The following is a 15,440-nucleotide window of genomic DNA, read 5'->3' on the forward strand; positions in this document are numbered from 1 at the left end:
ACGGCCATTATGCTGATATGTCGAACATTGATCAAGTTGCACCATTGACTGCCCGAGCACCGATTCCGGCGCTTGCCTATCTGTTGACGGGCTGCATCGCGGTCATCGGCTCGAACTCGCTTGTGCTGGGTCCGATTGCACCGGCTGTCGCCTCGTCGTTCGGCACCAGCGTGCCGGCCGTGATGATTGCGGCGGCCGCGTTCGGCCTCGGCACCTCCGCAAGCGCCCTGTTCCTGGCCCGCTACATCGACCGGCTCGGCGCCCGCCGGATGCTGCAGGGCGCCCTGTTGCTGCTGGCACTGGCGCTGGTTGCAAGCGCCGCGGCACCCACGGTGATCCTGCTGGTCGCCGCACAGCTGCTCGCCGGCATCGCTGCCGGCATCGCCATGCCGGCGATCTATGCCAGCGCCGCGGCCATCGCTCCGCCCGGCCGTGAAAGCGGCACGATCGGCGTCGTGCTGACCGGATGGACGCTCAGCATGGTGGCCGGCGTCTCGCTGTCGGCCGTGCTTGCCGATCTCGTGCATTGGCGTGCCGTCTTTGCCGCGGTCGCGGTGCTTGCGGCCCTTGCATGGGTGGGGCTGACAGTGACCTCGCTCAGCGACATCAGGAAGGCCGGGTCGGCGCCCGCCCCGCTGGAGGCCCTTGGCATCCCCGGCATCGTCCCGCTTCTGATCGCTTGCGCCGCCTTCATGACCGCCTTCTACGGTGTCTATGGCTATCTCGGCGACCATCTTCATGTCGGGCTGGGAGAGCCGGTCAGCGCCAATGGGCTGGCGGCGCTTGCCTATGGCGTGGGTTTCGGCATGGCAGCACTTCTCGACGGTGTCATCGACCGGATCGGCGCGCGCCGCGTCATGCCATTTGCCTATCTTCTCGTCGCGGCCGTCTATGTCGCGATCGCCGCGACGAGCAACAGCTTCAGCCTGACCCTGGCCATGGTCGCGCTCTGGGGACTGGCCAATCATTTCGGATTGAACGTCCTGGTGATGCGCCTGTCGGCGCTCGATCCGTCGCGGCGCGGCACGATCATGGGCTTGAACAGCGCGGTGACCTACCTCGCGGTCTTCGTCGGCACCACCAGCTTCGGACCGCTTTACTCCAACTTCGGCTTTGCTGTCTGCGCGATGGTTGCAGCGCTGCTGACGCTGGTAGCCGCATCGGCGGCGGCGTGGCGCACGCGGTAGTCGAACGTGCTTGGCCCAACCTTCTCACGGTTGACAGCAGCGCCCTGCCCTTTCATACAAAGCCGTTAATGTTCTCAGGGCGGGGTGAAAGTCCCCACCGGCGGTAAGGGTTTTCTACCCAAGCCCGCGAGCGCTTTCCGGCAAAATCGGAAAGGTCAGCAGATCCGGTGTGATTCCGGAGCCGACGGTTAGAGTCCGGATGGAAGAGAACGAAACGCAAGACGGACCGCCTCGGCGGGCCGGATTGCGTATCGTGCGTCCTGATTCTGGTTCGAAACGGAAGGATGGACCCATGAATCAGCATTCCCACAAAGACTACGAACCTGTTCGCATCGCCGTTATCAGGGCGCGCTGGCATGCCGACATCGTCGACCAGTGCGTGCAGGCCTTCGAAGCTGAACTGGCCTCTCTCGGAGGCGATCGCTTCACCGTCGATGTCTTCGACGTGCCGGGCGCCTATGAAATCCCCCTGCATGCCAAGACCTTGGCCGGGACCGGCCGCTATGCCGCGATCCTCGGTACCGCCTTTGTCGTCAATGGCGGCATCTACCGGCACGAGTTCGTCGCCAGCGCAGTGATCGACGGCATGATGAACGTGCAGCTGTCGACCGGTGTGCCGGTGCTGTCGGCGGTGCTCACCCCGCACAACTACCACGACAGCGCCGAGCACCACCGCTTCTTCTTCGAGCACTTCACCGTCAAGGGCAAGGAAGCGGCCAATGCCTGCGTGCAGCTCCTGGCGGCGCGGGAGTTGATCGCGGCGTGACGTAACGCGCAAGATCGGATGGCACCAAGTCCGAGCGATCAGCCATGTCAGTTGACCGCCAGCCCTGCCGGACGAAAGGGCTTCAGCGCGGCGTCTATGGCCCGCAGGAGCGCCTTCGGCGGATGATTGAGCATGTGAATGGAATTCGGATGGCGCCCGCTCCTGGGCCGGTTGGCAGCAAGAGCACCGTATCACGAAGGGTGTGGCGCGCCATGCCTCCGCTGGTTCACGGTGCCTACTGCCGCGTTGCCGAGGAGTTAGAAAGCGAAAGGGCCGGCGAACGCCTGCCCTTTTTGGAGCCCGGTCATCGGGTGGAGAGAGTGCGTGAATGTGGAACCAGCATAGGCACGCGCTCGGCATATTTCTGGTATTCAGGGAATGCAGCTCGCAGCACATGTTCCTCGTTCAAGGCTCGCCGGTATTGGAGTGCAAACCAGCAAGCGCCCACCGTCACCGACGAGACCGACCAGTTGGCTATGATCACACCAATCATGGTGATCGCCTCCGCCGCATAAAGTGGATGCCTGACGATACTGTAAGGTCCTGCCGTGACGAGCTTTCGAGCTGTTGCCATCATGGAAAACGATCGTCCCAGCCAGATCAGGCAATAGATCGAAAGCAGCGTCCCCACCACGATCATCGTGGTGCCAAACAATCGGACTTCTGTCGGCACATCTCCGATCGGCAGTACGACCAGGAGGGACATGACAAAAGTTCCCGCGATGGAGACGACGCGGGGAGCAAGCCCGGCCGCACTTGATTTCGCTGGCAGCCTCACCAGCGTAAACAAGAGCGAGCAACCTAGGAATATGAAGGCCGCGATGCGTGAGGTCAGTATCAGAGACCATCCATCGAGAGTCTCAGCGTGAAATATCCCGCCTATTGTCCCGGTCTCCCACACCATCAAAAACGTGAAGATAACGAGGATCGCGGCCCGACCGGCGAAGTCTTCAATTTGGCTGATCATGAGTCAACTCCGATATCTGCAAGACCACCCTCTCTGCTGGTCGGCTGAATGGATAGGCGAGTTGTCCAAGGTAGGCATCGGGCACCGGCTCGTCGGTTCCATATTTCGACGGCATGGCTTCGGGCATGTACATGGTGCCGAACAACGCATCGATGATGGAGAGCTGGCCAGCGAAATTCTTGTCGAAAGCCTGGCGTTCGTTGGCGTGGTGCCAGTGGTGGAAGAGTGGCGAGGCGACCACCCATTTCAGCGGCCCAAATCCGATCTTGATGTTCGAGTGAATCAACAGCGCCTGCCAGTGGTAGATCACTCCAGCAACGATGAAAGGCCCGACAGCGAACCCGAGGGCATAGATCGGCAGGAGCGACGCCGCCTTGACGAACAGTTGGTCCAAGGGGTGGACACGGTGGGCAGCAAGAGCATCGAGTTCTTCGATGCTGTGATGGATCGCATGAAAGCGCCACAGGAACGGGACGGCGTGGAGCAGCCTGTGAGCGAGGTAGAAGCCGAGATCCGACACAACGATCACCTCGATCGTCTGAAGCCAGAACGGCTGGGTCCGGATAGTTTGGCCGACCAGGTTTGGCACAGCCGAGTTGATGCCTACCATGCAGCCAGCGATCAGGATCAGAAAGCCGATTTTGAAGAGAACTCCGGTCACAAACAGATGCAGAAGGTCGGTTGAAAGCGCTCGACGCAGGTACAGCCGCCCCTCATGCAGAGGCAACAGGTGCTCCAGCGGAACGAAAATCATGAAGACGATCACGATCGCCTTTGGGTCGATCAGGTCAAACAGATCAAACACTGTCGCCCCCGCACATGCGAGCTGAAGCAACCCAGATTGATACAACGGCTGCGATCGCAACATAGCCGTCAATGGCATAGTGCCAGCCCCAATAGACCGACCCGAACAGCGTCAGGGCCGCGAACACCCAAGCGGCCGCGCCGATCCATCGGTTGATCCGCGAGAAAAAGAGAGCATTGAGCGCAGCCACAGCGACATGGATACTGGGCATGGCGGAGATGCCGGCGAAGACGTTCTCCGCACCATATTCGTAGGCGTTACGGAGGCGGCTGGCCACTTCGACCATAGGAAGGGCCGCTGAGCTGCTGCCTAGAGCGGCCCTGAGGTCTGCAAACCGTAGCCCGCCTCCAGGAACGAAGGTGTCATAGAAAATCGGACCGGCCGACGCGACTGCGGTCGCCATCACGGTTCCGAGTCCGATCATCGTGATGGTGAATGCAACCATGTACCTGGTCCGCAGCGGCTCGCGGCAAAAAGCAGCAACTATGATCGCGGTGAAGAATTGGAATAGCCATGCCGGAAAGTAGAGGAGCACCAGCGCCGGGATCGCTGCTGGAGGTGTCACGGCATGCAGCCATCGCCACGGATCGCCGAAATGCAGGGCGAAGTCGATGTTGGCAAGCGTGCGATCTGCGTAGAAGGGAACGAGCCGCGTGATGTTGTATTTGAAGGTCCAGAAAGCGGCAATTCCGACGCAAGTGCCGAGCGTGATCGTCATGGCTCCGAGGCCTCTCGCTGCCAAGATTTCGGCCAGAAAGGACAAAGGCGACGCGGGCCTGCGAAGAACAGCAGTTCCTATCAGCCCCAGGGAGCAGGCGGTCAGCGCCACGGGTAGGAAATCCAGCGCGAACGCCTTGAGGTTCAGCAAATAGAGGTCGGGGGAAAAAAATAGGGCAACAAGCGAATAGGTTGCGACAACCCAGATCAATCGGATCGCAGGAGTACCGGCAATTCGAAGCTCTCGTGCTGATGTCAGATCGGTCTTTGCTAAGATCTCTTCCCGCATTTGGCAATCCCGTCCATCTCCACAAGGAAGCACTTCGTCGGCTTTCCGGCAAGAACGTCCTTAACAGAGGGTTAATCGAGGTCTGTCGGGGACACTGGAACAAGGCCCCTTCACTTCTGGAACCTGCAGGGAGCTTCGACAGCATCGGCTCGGAGCAGGTCGCGTAGTTTTCGATGTGGTGATACAGTGCCAAGCAACAGGCTGGGGAATTTTCGTTGAAGTACAATCCGGCACTGGATGGTGTCAGGGCGGTCGCGACCCCGACATTTCTGATCGTCGCGCCGCTGACGCTGGCGATCGCCGCCTTGTCGTTTGAGTTCGTGGAGAAGCCATTGCGGGAGATGCGCAAACGGCAGCCCGCCACCGTACGAGAGGCCCGTTAAACCGCCCTTGGAGCGCCCCTTCAATCACAGCAAGTTAGTGCCAAATGATTTGCGCGCAGGTGCCAAACGATTTTGCGCGCTACAATCGCGGCCTGAGGTCATCAAACAGGCCGGATTTCAGCCCTGCAACAAGAATTGCGATCGAGAAGGCCTCTGAAGGTTGCGGTTCCGTTGAAATCCGGCCAGAAGCATCAAGGGCCGACCGGCGACCGGCCGGCCCGCGACGTTGCGCTTGAAACCAGATACGGGAGACTATTGGGTGGCTCGCATAACACTGAGACAATTGCTCGACCACGCCGCCGAATACGGCTATGGCGTACCCGCTTTCAACATGAACAACATGGAACAGGGCCTCGCCATCATGGAGGCCGCCGAGGAGACCAAGTCGCCGGTCATCCTGCAGGCAAGCCGTGGCGCGCGCGCCTATGCCAATGACGTGGTGCTGGCCAAGCTGATCGACGCGCTGGTCGAAATCCATCCCGACATTCCGGTCTGCATGCATCTGGACCATGGCAACAACGAAGCCACCTGCGTCACCGCCATCCAGTACGGCTTCACCTCGGTCATGATGGACGGGTCGCTGAAGGAAGATGGCAAGTCGCCGGCCGACTACGCTTACAATTCCGGCATCACCAAGCGTGTCGTCGACATGGCGCATTGGGGCGGCGTGTCCGTCGAAGGCGAGATCGGCGTGCTCGGCTCGCTGGAGAGCGGCGGCGGCGAACAGGAAGACGGCCACGGCGTCGAAGGCGCGATCAGCCACGACCAGCTTTTGACCGATCCCGAACAGGCGGTCGAATTCGTCAAGGACACCCATGTCGATGCGCTGGCGGTTGCCATGGGCACCAGCCATGGCGCCTACAAATTCTCGCGCAAGCCCGACGGCGCGGTGCTGGCCATGAACGTCATCGAGGAGATCCACCGCCGCCTGCCGAACATGCATCTGGTCATGCACGGCTCGTCCTCGGTGCCGGAGGATCTGCAGGAGATCATCAACAAATATGGCGGCCAGATGAAGCCGACCTGGGGTGTTCCGGTCGAGGAAATCCAGCGCGGCATCAAGCACGGCGTGCGCAAGATCAACATCGACACCGACAACCGCATGGCGCTGACCGGCGCCATCCGCAAGGTGCTGACCGAGAATCCGAGCGAGTTCGATCCGCGCAAGTACCTGACGCCGGCCATGGCCGCCATGCGCAAGCTCTGCAAGGAGCGCTTCGAACAGTTCGGCACCGCCGGCAACGCGCAGAAGATCAAGCCGCTGCCGGTCGCGGAGATGGCCAAGCGGTATAAGTCTGGCAGTCTCGACCCGAAGTTTGGGTGAATTGGGGCGCTTGATATCGACGGGCAGGAGCGCGACAGCGCCCTGCCCGTCTTGCCCAGCCTACTGAAGCGTCCGCGCTGGCGGCTGGCCGCCGTGGTCGCGCGCGATGCCGGCATCGGCATCCTCCACACCAAACGCACGGTCGAGACCGGTCGCCACCACCGAGACCCTGAAGCGGCCTTCCATGCTCTTGTCGAAGATCGCGCCGACGATGATGTCGGCGTCCTCATAGACCTCTTCGCGAATGCGGGTCGCGGCCTCGTCAACCTCGAACAGGGTCATGTCCCTGCCGCCCGAGATCGAGACCAGGACGCCCTTGGCGCCCTTCATCGACACTTCGTCGAGCAACGGGTTGGCGATCGCGGCTTCCGCCGCCTTCATTGCCCGGCCCTCGCCGGAAGCTTCGCCGGTGCCCATCATGGCGCGGCCCATGTCGCGCATCACCGATTTCACATCGGCGAAGTCGAGATTGATCAGGCCTTCCTTGACGATGAGATCGGTGATGCAGCTGACGCCGGCATAGAGCACGCGGTCGGCAATGACGAACGCATCGGCGAAGGTGGTCTTGGCATCGGCGATCCTGAACAGGTTCTGGTTCGGGATGACGATCACCGTGTCGGCGCTCTCGCGCAGCCGCTCGATGCCCTCTTCGGCCATCTGCATGCGGCGCCTGCCTTCGAAGGCGAAGGGCTTGGTGACGACGCCAACCGTCAGGATGCCGGCCTTGCGCGCCGCCTGGGCGATGATCGGAGCCGCACCGGTTCCCGTGCCGCCGCCCATGCCGGCGGTGACGAAACACATATGCGTGCCGGCCAGATGATCCATGATCTCGTCGAGCGATTCCTCGGCCGCGGCGCGGCCGATCTCGGGAAGCGATCCGGCGCCCAATCCTTCCGTGACGTGAGCGCCTAGCTGGATCAGCCGCGTCGCCTTCGACATGGTCAGCGCCTGCGCGTCGGTGTTGGCGGCGATGAATTCGGTGCCCTGAAGCTGCTCCGTAATCATGTTGTTGACGGCATTGCCGCCACCGCCGCCGACGCCGATAACGGTGATCTTGGGTCTCATCTCGGAGATTTCGGGCTTCTTGAACTCGGCCATGCCTGTTTCTCCTTCGTCAATTGCGCGCGCTTCACGACCCACAAGCAGACTGCTCAATAGACATTGCAATCGAGCGGCATGACGCGAATCAGTCCGTTGCGATGGGTACCCCAAAAAGCCAGAGAGCGGCCAGAGGTGCAAGTGCGCGCAAGGTCAAGATTTGTGATGACGGTTTTGCACAGCGTGGCGCAGACGCCGCTCGCCCAACAATCAAGCCTCCAGCCTTGGGTGCAACGGCCGGCAGGTGACGGGCTGGCTTGCCGCGCAACGATCGAAACGTCTATCATGTGTGGATAAATCGCTGACTTGGCGTTCTCGCCGCGATCGGCCAGGCAAGATCTTCGCGGCTGTTGTCGTCAGGGTAGATTTCAGAACCAATGAAGCAGCGCTCCCGCCAATGGCCGACAAAACACAATTCGGGTTGACCGCCGTCGACACCGTTCCCTTGCATGAGAAGGTCTATCTGGAGCTCGTGCGAGCGCTGATGTCGGGCCAGTTCACGCCGGGCCAGAAGCTGACCTCGCGAAAGCTCGCCAAGGAACTCGGCACCAGCGACATGCCGGTGCGCAGCGCCTTCATGCGGCTTCAGGCACTGCGCGCGCTGAGCCCGATGCCGAACGGCAGCGTGGAAGTGCCGGTCATTTCGGCCGAACGGTTTTCGCAATTGACCGCCGTGCGCACGATCCTCGAAGGCTCGGCGACCGAACTGGCGACAAAACGCATCAACGGCAACAATCTGCGGACGATCCGGCGCCACTGCACCGACCTGACCTTGGCGGCCCGCAAGGGCGATATCGACGACTACCTGCGCAAGAACCACGACTTCAAATTCTCGATCTATCGCCATTGCGGCAACGAGCAGATGATCTTTCTGATCGAGACCGTATGGATGCAGGTCGGCCCGTTTCTCAGGAACCTTGCCATGGGGTTCGAGGATGACCTCGCCTCCATTCTCGACATCGATTTTCACGAGGAAGTCGTCGCGGCGATCGAAGCCCAGGACGGCGAGCGCGCCCGCGCGGCCATCGTGCGCGATATCGACGAGGGCGCCTCGCACATCCTGCAGCAGGCCAGATTTCCGAAGACGAGAAGCTGAAGTGGCCCCTTGGCTTTCCGTGCTCTTGCCTCTATGTTGCGATCGCAGATCGCGCAATTGGTTTTGAAATGCCTCCCGACATCCCAGCTAGTGACTTGAAAAAATAAGGAAAAGGCCTTGGCGACAGCCATGTCCGTTTTCGAAAACTCACAAGCTATCTTTACCAGGGACAGTGCAGCCGAGCAGGCTGCGGGACCTTCAAAAACCAGAGGTTATAAATTGAGCGATGCAATTGCGGACGTTTTGAACTGGCTTGACAGCAGGACCGACATCCAGAGCCTGAGGGCCGCGGTGTGCGACCTCAACGGCATCATGCGCGGCAAGCGCATTCCCGTCGAGCAGGCAAGGAAGGCGCTGGAAGGCAAGCTGCGTATGCCTTATTCGCTGATCGGGCTGGATGTCTGGGGCGAGGATATCGAAGGCAACAGCCTGGTATTCTCGACCGGCGATGCCGACGGACTGTGCCAATGGACCGGGCGCGGGATTCTGCCGGTGGCCTGGACGGCGCATCCGACGGCGCTCGTCCCGCTCTGGCTTGCCGACGAAAGCGGCGCGCCCTATCTCGGCGACCCGCGACGGGCGCTGGCCCGCATCCTCGATCGCTACAAGGCCTTGGGCCTGACCCCGGTCGCGGCAACGGAACTCGAATTCTACCTCGTCGATCCGCAATCGCAGCGGCCGGTCGGACCGGTCTCGCCGGTGACCGGACGCCGTCTCGATTCCGACGCGGCGCTGTCGATCGACGAGATCGACGACTTCGAATCCTTCATCCATGACGTCTACGAAGCCTGCCGGACGCAAGGCATTCCCGTCGACACGGCCATCGCCGAAAACGGTGTCGGTCAGTTCGAGATCAATCTGAACCATGTCGCGGACGCCTTGCGGGCGGCTGACGATGCGGTGCTGTTCAAGCGCACGGTGAAGGGCATTGCCCGCAAGCACGGCTTTGCCGCCTGCTTCATGGCCAAGCCCTATGGCGACCGCGCCGGCAACGGCTTTCACGTCCATTTCAGCCTGGTCGACGGCGAAGGACGCAATGTCTTCGACGACGGCACCGACCAGGGCTCGGAGACCATGCGTCATGCGGTTGGCGGCCTGCTGGCGGCGATGGCCGAGAGCACGCTGGTGTTCGCACCACACTTCAATTCGTACCGCAGGCTACGCCCAAGATCCTACGCACCGACCGCGGTCGCCTGGGGTTATGAGAACCGCATGGTCGCCATCCGCATTCCCGGCGGACCGACCGCAGCGCGCCGTATCGAGCATCGCGTTTCGGGAGCGGACGCCAATCCCTATCTGGTGCTTGCGGCCATATTGGGCGCCGCGCTGACCGGCATCGAAAGACAGTTGTCGCCAGGCGATCCGATCGGCAGCGATGCCCAGGGCCTTCCGCCGGCAAAGCTGCCACCGGACTGGGCGTCCGCGATCGCCGCCTTCGAAAGCGGGACGCATGTGGCGGAGATCTTTCCGGCAATCCTGCGCGACTCTTTCGTTGCCTGCAAACGCCAGGAGCTGAACACGTTCGCGCTCAATGTCAGCGATTTCGAGATCGAGACATACCTCGAAAGCGTTTAGGCTGACCTATAGGGGCACCGTGGTTGACCAGATTGTCGGCGGTGTGAACTATGACCGCATCGACCCCGATGCGTTACTTCCCCCGGGGCGATCAGCTGGATTGTCAAAACGTCTCGAGCCAGGGCCGCAGCTCAAGCTCCGAGCTCCAGGCGCTACGATGCTGGCGATGGGCCGTGAGATAGGCCTCGGCGATGGCGTCCGGCGACAGGCGGCGGTCCGGCCGGTCGGGATCGGCTGCCTGTCCGGGGGGCTCGATCTGGCCGTCGATGATGAAGTGGGCGACGTGGATGTTCTTCGGGGCGAGTTCGCGGGCCATGGACTGCGCCAGGCCGCGCAAGCCGAACTTCGGCATGGCAAAGCCGGCCGAGCCGGGAAATCCCTTCACACTGGCAGTGGCGCCGGTGAACAGGATCGATCCGGAACCGCGCGCCAGCAGCCGCCGCGCCGCCTGCTGGCCGACCAGGAAGCCGCCATAGGCGCCGACCAGCAATGCCTGTTTGACCGCTTCGGCATCGAGCTCGGCGATCGGGCCGCGGGTGCGCGCGCTGGCGTTGAACACCGCAAGCGCCAGCGGGCCCGTCTTGTCGGCGGCGTCGAACAGCTTGGCGACGGACGCAGCGTCGGCGACATCCGTCTCGACGGCCAGCGCACCGGTCTCATCGACCAGAGCGCTCAGCTTCTCGACGTTGCGGGTGGCCAGAACCACGCGAAAGCCTTCCCGGGTGAGAAGGCGCGCAAGCGAAGCGCTCAGACCAGCACCTGCGCCTGCAATGACGGCCACATCGGATGTCATGATTTTTCTCCCTTTGCGGATTTCGGCGGAAACGTTTCGCCAGATGAGGCAGGGTCGCGCCTTCGCGGGTGACAGGCAAGAGGTGGCATCGCCGCGGTTGTTGAGCCAGGCGGCCGCGGAACCGGCGTTGCGCGGCCCAGCATCGCCTGTGGCGCTACGAAGACCGCTCGGCCTTCAGCACCGAAACCGCCACTTCGCTGTTGTGAACATACTCATTGGCATCCGGCTGTTTCTGCACCAGCAGGATGAACAAGAGGTCGGTCAGCGTCAGCTGCGCGTCGCGCGCGGTGATGGAGGACGAGCGCGCACGCTCCTCGTCGGCGATGGTGTAGAGGCAGATGTCGGCGACCCGGCTCAGCGGATTGTCATGCAGGCCGGTGACGGCGATCACCATGGTGCCGCGCTTGCGGGCAAGCTCGGCAATGCGCAGGGTTTCGATGCTGGCGCCGGAATAGGACAGCGCGAACAGCACATCATCAGGCCCGAGCGTCGAGACATTGGCCATCTGGATATGGCTGTCGCTGTCGTGCAGGACATTGCGGCCGAGCTTCATCAGCTTGTAGGAGAAGTCGCGCGCCACCAGCGAGGAGGCGCCGACGCCGACCAGATGGATGCGGCGCGCCTTGTCCAGCAATTCCAGCGTCCTGGAGATGATGCGCTCGCTGTTGGCTTCGGCGGTTCGCTGCATCGACAGAAGCTTGCTGCCGATCAGCTTCTTCAAAATGACCTGGTAGTTGTCGCCGACCTCGATCGAGCCGTGGATCATGCCGGCCGGCACCTGCCATTCCTGCGCCTTGGCCTCGCTGACGGCGAGCTTCAGTTCCTGGTAGCTGGCATAACCGAGCTTCTGGCTGAATTTGACGACGCTCGACTGGCTGCGCCCGATCTCGGCCGCGAGTGCGGCCGTCGACAGGCGCAGCATCTGGTCGGGATTGTCGACGATGTACTGGCCGATCTCACGATCACCAGGCGCCATGCCGTCGAGCTTCGCCTTGATCCTGTTCAGGACGGACACGGGATTTCCTCGCGCTTTCAGGTGCCGGCTCAAGGAATAAAATATTCCAATTCCGATTGACAGCCAAGAACGTAGAATTAATTCTCGAACTGGACCGGGCCAAATCCGGGATTCGGAGCAGCATCTCCTGAGAGAGCCGCCCGAGTGTGCCCGGCTTCGTCGCACAAGGTTGCAGCCCATGGACAGATTGCGGATCGTCGGCGGACAAAGACTGGAAGGCGCGGTCACCATATCCGGCGCCAAGAATGCGGCCCTGCCGCAGATAGCGGCGGCGCTGCTCAGCCCCTACCCGCTCGAACTGACCAATCTGCCTGATGTGACCGATGTCGAAAACATGCTCGGCGTGGTGCGGCTGCACGGCGCCGAGGTGACCCGGTCGGCGCATGCCGCGACGATCGACACCAGCGCCGCTGTTTCCAAGGAGACGTCCTACGACACGGTGCGGAAGATGCGCGCGACGGTGCTCGTGCTGGCGCCGCTGCTGGCCCGGTTCGGCCATGCCAGGGTTTCGCTGCCGGGCGGCTGCGCGATCGGCGCGCGGCCGGTCGACATGCATGTCGCGGCACTCGCCGCACTGGGCGCCAGGATCGCCATTGAAAACGGCTCAATCGTTGCCTCTGCGCCGAACGGACTGACCGGCACGCGCATCGTCTTGAGCTCGCCATCGGTCGGCGCGACGGAAACCGCCGTGATGGCGGCGACCACGGCCAAGGGCGAAACCGAGATCCTCAACGCGGCACGCGAGCCCGAAGTGGCGGATCTCGTCGCTTGCCTCATCGCCATGGGCGCGCGCATCGAGGGCGCCGGCACGCACCGCATCCTGATCGCGGGCGATACGAGCTGGCATGTAGCCACGCACGACATCATCCCCGACCGCATCGAGGCCGGCACCTATGCCATCGCCGCGGCGATCACCGGCGGCCAGCTCGAACTGACGCATGCCCGGCTCGAGCACATGGCCTCGGTGGTGCAACTGCTGGAGGCCACCGGCGTCAGCGTCTGGCCCGGCGACCGCGGGCTCATCGTCTCGCGCGACCGGCCACTCAGGGCCGTCGACCTGACGACGGAACCCTATCCGGGGTTTCCGACCGATCTCCAGGCGCAGTTCATGGCGCTGATGTGCTGCGCCGACGGCGCGTCGCTGCTGCGTGAAACCATCTTCGAGAACCGCTTCATGCATGTGCCCGAACTGATGCGGCTCGGCGCCAACATCAAGCTGCAAGCCACCACGGCGCTGGTGCGCGGCGGCGAGAAACTGCATGGCGCGCCGGTGATGGCCACCGATTTGCGCGCATCGGTATCGCTGGTGCTGGCGGCACTTGTCGCCGAGGGCGAGACGACCATCAACCGGGTCTACCATCTCGACCGCGGCTATGAACAACTGGACCGCAAGCTGCGCCTGTGCGGCGCCGACATCGAGCGGCTGAGCGCATGAACGACGCGGAGCATTATTTCCTCGGCGTCGACGGCGGCGGCACCGGCTGCCGGGCACGGATCGAGGACGCCCAGGGAAACGTGCTGGGACAGGGCCTGTCCGGTCCAGCGACAACGCGGCTCGGCATCGACGCCGCCTGGGCATCGGTCGCGAAAGCCTTTGGCACGGCGATCGAGGAGACCGGTTTCGGACCAGCCGAGATCGCCCGTATCCATACCGGCATCGGCCTTGCCGGTATCGGCCGCAAGGGCGCGCTGGAGGCATTGCGGGCGATCGCGCATCCCTTCGCCAGCATCGATTTCGTCAGCGACGGCGTCGGCGCCTGCCTGGGCGCGCATTCGGGCCAGGACGGCGCCATCGTCATTGCCGGCACCGGCTCGATCGGCCTCGGCTTTGTCAAGGGACGCGACCTGCGTGTCGGTGGCTACGGCTTTCCGATTTCCGACGAGGGCAGCGGCGCCGATCTCGGCCTGAAAGCCGTGCAGCTCGCATTGCGCGGCCATGACGGCCGGCATGAGCGGACGGCACTTCTGGCGGAGGTGATGCAGCGCTTCGAGGGTGACCCGATGGAAGCGGTCGCCTGGATGGATCGGGCAACCGCAACGGACTATGCGGCCCTGGCGCCGATGGTGATGCGCCACGCCGACCAGGGCGATCCGGTCGGGCGGCGCATCGTGCAAAGTGCGGCCGAGCAGATCGATACGCTCGTGCGGGTGCTGTTCGAAAAAGGCGCGCCCCGGGTGACGTTGCTCGGCGGCCTGTCCAGTCCGCTCGAACCCTGGCTCTCCCCCGATGTCCGGCGTCGCCTGAAGCCCGCCGACGGCGACGCCGTGTCGGGCGCGATCATCCTAGCCAAAAGGCCGCTCGGCGGACGATAGCGCCTTGTCGGGAGGAATAAAATATTCCAAATTTCTGTTGACGATGTGAATATCCAATTCTAGAAAGTTAACAAAAGAAAACAGGGTAGCGGCGACGGACCACCAGTCCGCGTGTGCGGGTGCCGGTCGGCGATCTCCGCTCTTCCGGCTGTGCCGCATGGTTTTTTGAAAGCACTGGAATGACCGAACAAGGGTTGATGTCCGAGCTGGACCGTCTGGTTTCCGAAGGCCGGAATCCTCGGACGATGGACATCGACCTGCTGCCGACCGTCGATGTCCTGCGCAAGATCAACGATGAGGACAAGGCCGTCCCGGCGGCCGTCGAAAAGGTCGTGCCTGACATCGCGGCCGCGGTCGATCGCATCGTGCTTGCCTTCCAGAAAGGCGCACGTCTGATCTACATGGGCGCCGGCACCAGCGGCCGGCTTGGCGTTCTCGACGCTTCGGAGTGTCCGCCCACCTTCGGCGTGCCCGATGGCATGGTGGTTGGCCTGATCGCAGGCGGTCCCGACGCCCTGGTGCGGTCGACGGAAGGCGCCGAGGATGATCCGAAAATGGGCGCCAGGGCGTTGCAGGAGATCGGACTCACATCGGACGACGTTGTGGTCGGCATCGCGGTCAGCGGCCGCACGCCCTATGTCATCGGCGGGCTGAACTATGCCCGGCAGGTGGGCGCAACGACGGTCGCGCTATCCTGCAATCCGGCATCGACCATTGCCGGCATCGCCGACATTGCCATCTCGCCGGTCGTTGGTCCGGAAGTGCTCACCGGCTCGACCCGGCTGAAATCGGGAACCGCGCAGAAGCTGGTGCTCAACATGCTGACCACCGCCTCGATGATCCGCATCGGCAAGAGCTACCAGAATCTGATGGTCGACCTTAATCCCTCCAACAAGAAGCTGGTCGCGAGGGCGATCAGGATCGTCATGCAGACCACCGGGTGTGCTGCCCAGCAAGCCAAGCAAGTGCTCGGCCAGACCGGCAATGATGTGAAACTGGCGATCCTGGTGACGATCACCGGCATGGGTGTCGAGGAGGCACGCGCGGCGCTCGGCAAGGCCGGAGGCTTCCTGCGAAAGGCAATCAGCAACGAGACCGCATGAAGCGCTTTA

At 62.8% G+C, this 15,440-nt stretch carries 15 protein-coding genes and 1 riboswitch; of the genes, 9 read left to right on the top strand and 6 right to left on the bottom strand.

Going from position 1 to position 15,440, the window contains the following annotated elements:
* Positions 1–17 precede the first annotated feature (17 nt).
* Together HB777_20085 and HB777_20090 are read left to right on the top strand one after the other, a co-directional pair.
* The gene (locus tag HB777_20085; protein QND65979.1) at positions 18–1,187 is read left to right on the top strand and encodes an MFS transporter; all 1,170 of its coding nucleotides are present in this window, start codon (positions 18–20) and stop codon (positions 1,185–1,187) included.
* A 66-nt stretch (positions 1,188–1,253) separates the two neighbouring features.
* A riboswitch (FMN riboswitch) is annotated at positions 1,254–1,402 on the top strand.
* Between the two features lie 77 nt (positions 1,403–1,479).
* The gene (locus HB777_20090) at positions 1,480–1,953 is read left to right on the top strand and encodes a 6,7-dimethyl-8-ribityllumazine synthase (protein QND65980.1); all 474 of its coding nucleotides are present in this window, start codon (positions 1,480–1,482) and stop codon (positions 1,951–1,953) included.
* Between the two features lie 304 nt (positions 1,954–2,257).
* Here HB777_20090 and HB777_20095 read toward each other — a convergent pair whose 3' ends face one another.
* The 3 genes from HB777_20095 to HB777_20105 are packed head-to-tail and all read right to left on the bottom strand — an operon-like array spanning position 2,258 to position 4,731.
* Entirely contained in the window at positions 2,258–2,920 is a 663-nt protein-coding gene (locus HB777_20095) for an isoprenylcysteine carboxylmethyltransferase family protein (protein QND65981.1), read from the bottom strand.
* Entirely contained in the window at positions 2,904–3,788 is an 885-nt protein-coding gene (locus HB777_20100; protein QND68836.1) for a sterol desaturase family protein, read from the bottom strand. The genes HB777_20095 and HB777_20100 overlap by 17 nt, the downstream gene beginning before the upstream one ends.
* On the bottom strand, positions 3,718–4,731 hold the full coding sequence (locus HB777_20105) for a hypothetical protein (protein ID QND65982.1): 1,014 nt from the start codon (positions 4,729–4,731) through the stop codon (positions 3,718–3,720). Before HB777_20105 ends, HB777_20100 begins: the two co-directional genes overlap by 71 nt.
* A 215-nt stretch (positions 4,732–4,946) precedes the next feature.
* Here HB777_20105 and HB777_20110 point away from each other — a divergent pair, with 215 nt between their 5' ends.
* The gene (locus HB777_20110) at positions 4,947–5,114 is read left to right on the top strand and encodes a hypothetical protein (GenBank protein ID QND65983.1); all 168 of its coding nucleotides are present in this window, start codon (positions 4,947–4,949) and stop codon (positions 5,112–5,114) included.
* A gap of 259 nt (positions 5,115–5,373) precedes the next feature.
* On the top strand, positions 5,374–6,438 hold the full coding sequence (locus HB777_20115) for a fructose-bisphosphate aldolase class II (protein ID QND65984.1): 1,065 nt from the start codon (positions 5,374–5,376) through the stop codon (positions 6,436–6,438).
* Positions 6,439–6,498: 60 nt separating this feature from the next.
* Here the strand turns inward: HB777_20115 and ftsZ are convergent, their stop codons facing one another.
* Positions 6,499–7,536, bottom strand: coding sequence for a cell division protein FtsZ (gene ftsZ / locus HB777_20120; protein QND65985.1), 1,038 nt, complete (start codon positions 7,534–7,536; stop codon positions 6,499–6,501).
* Between the two features lie 397 nt (positions 7,537–7,933).
* Between ftsZ and HB777_20125 the strand changes: the two genes are divergently transcribed.
* The gene (locus HB777_20125) at positions 7,934–8,632 is read left to right on the top strand and encodes a GntR family transcriptional regulator (GenBank protein ID QND65986.1); all 699 of its coding nucleotides are present in this window, start codon (positions 7,934–7,936) and stop codon (positions 8,630–8,632) included.
* 219 nt (positions 8,633–8,851) lie between these two features.
* Positions 8,852–10,207, top strand: coding sequence for a glutamine synthetase (locus tag HB777_20130; GenBank protein ID QND65987.1), 1,356 nt, complete (start codon positions 8,852–8,854; stop codon positions 10,205–10,207).
* A 103-nt stretch (positions 10,208–10,310) separates the two neighbouring features.
* Here the strand turns inward: HB777_20130 and HB777_20135 are convergent, their stop codons facing one another.
* Positions 10,311–11,000, bottom strand: coding sequence for an SDR family NAD(P)-dependent oxidoreductase (locus HB777_20135; GenBank protein QND65988.1), 690 nt, complete (start codon positions 10,998–11,000; stop codon positions 10,311–10,313).
* 154 nt (positions 11,001–11,154) lie between these two features.
* Positions 11,155–12,015, bottom strand: a complete 861-nt coding sequence (locus HB777_20140) for a MurR/RpiR family transcriptional regulator (GenBank protein QND65989.1) — start codon at positions 12,013–12,015, stop codon at positions 11,155–11,157.
* 178 nt (positions 12,016–12,193) lie between these two features.
* Here HB777_20140 and murA point away from each other — a divergent pair, with 178 nt between their 5' ends.
* The 3 genes from murA to murQ all read left to right on the top strand — a co-directional run bounded on the left by murA (position 12,194) and on the right by murQ (position 15,431).
* On the top strand, positions 12,194–13,450 hold the full coding sequence (gene murA / locus HB777_20145) for a UDP-N-acetylglucosamine 1-carboxyvinyltransferase (protein ID QND65990.1): 1,257 nt from the start codon (positions 12,194–12,196) through the stop codon (positions 13,448–13,450).
* Positions 13,447–14,328 (top strand): N-acetylglucosamine kinase, encoded by an 882-nt coding sequence (locus HB777_20150; GenBank protein ID QND65991.1) that lies wholly within the window; start codon positions 13,447–13,449, stop codon positions 14,326–14,328. Before murA ends, HB777_20150 begins: the two co-directional genes overlap by 4 nt.
* A gap of 179 nt (positions 14,329–14,507) precedes the next feature.
* Positions 14,508–15,431: an N-acetylmuramic acid 6-phosphate etherase gene (gene murQ / locus HB777_20155; protein QND65992.1), complete on the top strand. Its 924-nt coding sequence runs from the start codon at positions 14,508–14,510 to the stop codon at positions 15,429–15,431.
* Positions 15,432–15,440: the final 9 nt, after the last annotated feature.

The organism is Mesorhizobium loti (assembly GCA_014189435.1).
GTDB lineage: Bacteria > Pseudomonadota > Alphaproteobacteria > Rhizobiales > Rhizobiaceae > Mesorhizobium > Mesorhizobium loti_G.

Bases quoted from the DNA above. Each gene is read 5' to 3' on its own strand.
- murQ (QND65992.1), top strand. From the start codon at position 14,508: ATGACCGAACAAGGGTTGATGTCCGAGCTGGACCGTCTGGTTTCCGAA.
- HB777_20100 (QND68836.1), bottom strand. From the start codon at position 3,788: ATGTTGCGATCGCAGCCGTTGTATCAATCTGGGTTGCTTCAGCTCGCA.
- HB777_20125 (QND65986.1), top strand. From the start codon at position 7,934: ATGGCCGACAAAACACAATTCGGGTTGACCGCCGTCGACACCGTTCCC.
- ftsZ (QND65985.1), bottom strand. From the start codon at position 7,536: ATGGCCGAGTTCAAGAAGCCCGAAATCTCCGAGATGAGACCCAAGATC.
- HB777_20150 (QND65991.1), top strand. From the start codon at position 13,447: ATGAACGACGCGGAGCATTATTTCCTCGGCGTCGACGGCGGCGGCACC.
- HB777_20095 (QND65981.1), bottom strand. From the start codon at position 2,920: ATGATCAGCCAAATTGAAGACTTCGCCGGTCGGGCCGCGATCCTCGTT.
- HB777_20090 (QND65980.1), top strand. From the start codon at position 1,480: ATGAATCAGCATTCCCACAAAGACTACGAACCTGTTCGCATCGCCGTT.
- HB777_20135 (QND65988.1), bottom strand. From the start codon at position 11,000: ATGACATCCGATGTGGCCGTCATTGCAGGCGCAGGTGCTGGTCTGAGC.
- HB777_20085 (QND65979.1), top strand. From the start codon at position 18: ATGTCGAACATTGATCAAGTTGCACCATTGACTGCCCGAGCACCGATT.
- murA (QND65990.1), top strand. From the start codon at position 12,194: ATGGACAGATTGCGGATCGTCGGCGGACAAAGACTGGAAGGCGCGGTC.
- HB777_20105 (QND65982.1), bottom strand. From the start codon at position 4,731: ATGCGGGAAGAGATCTTAGCAAAGACCGATCTGACATCAGCACGAGAG.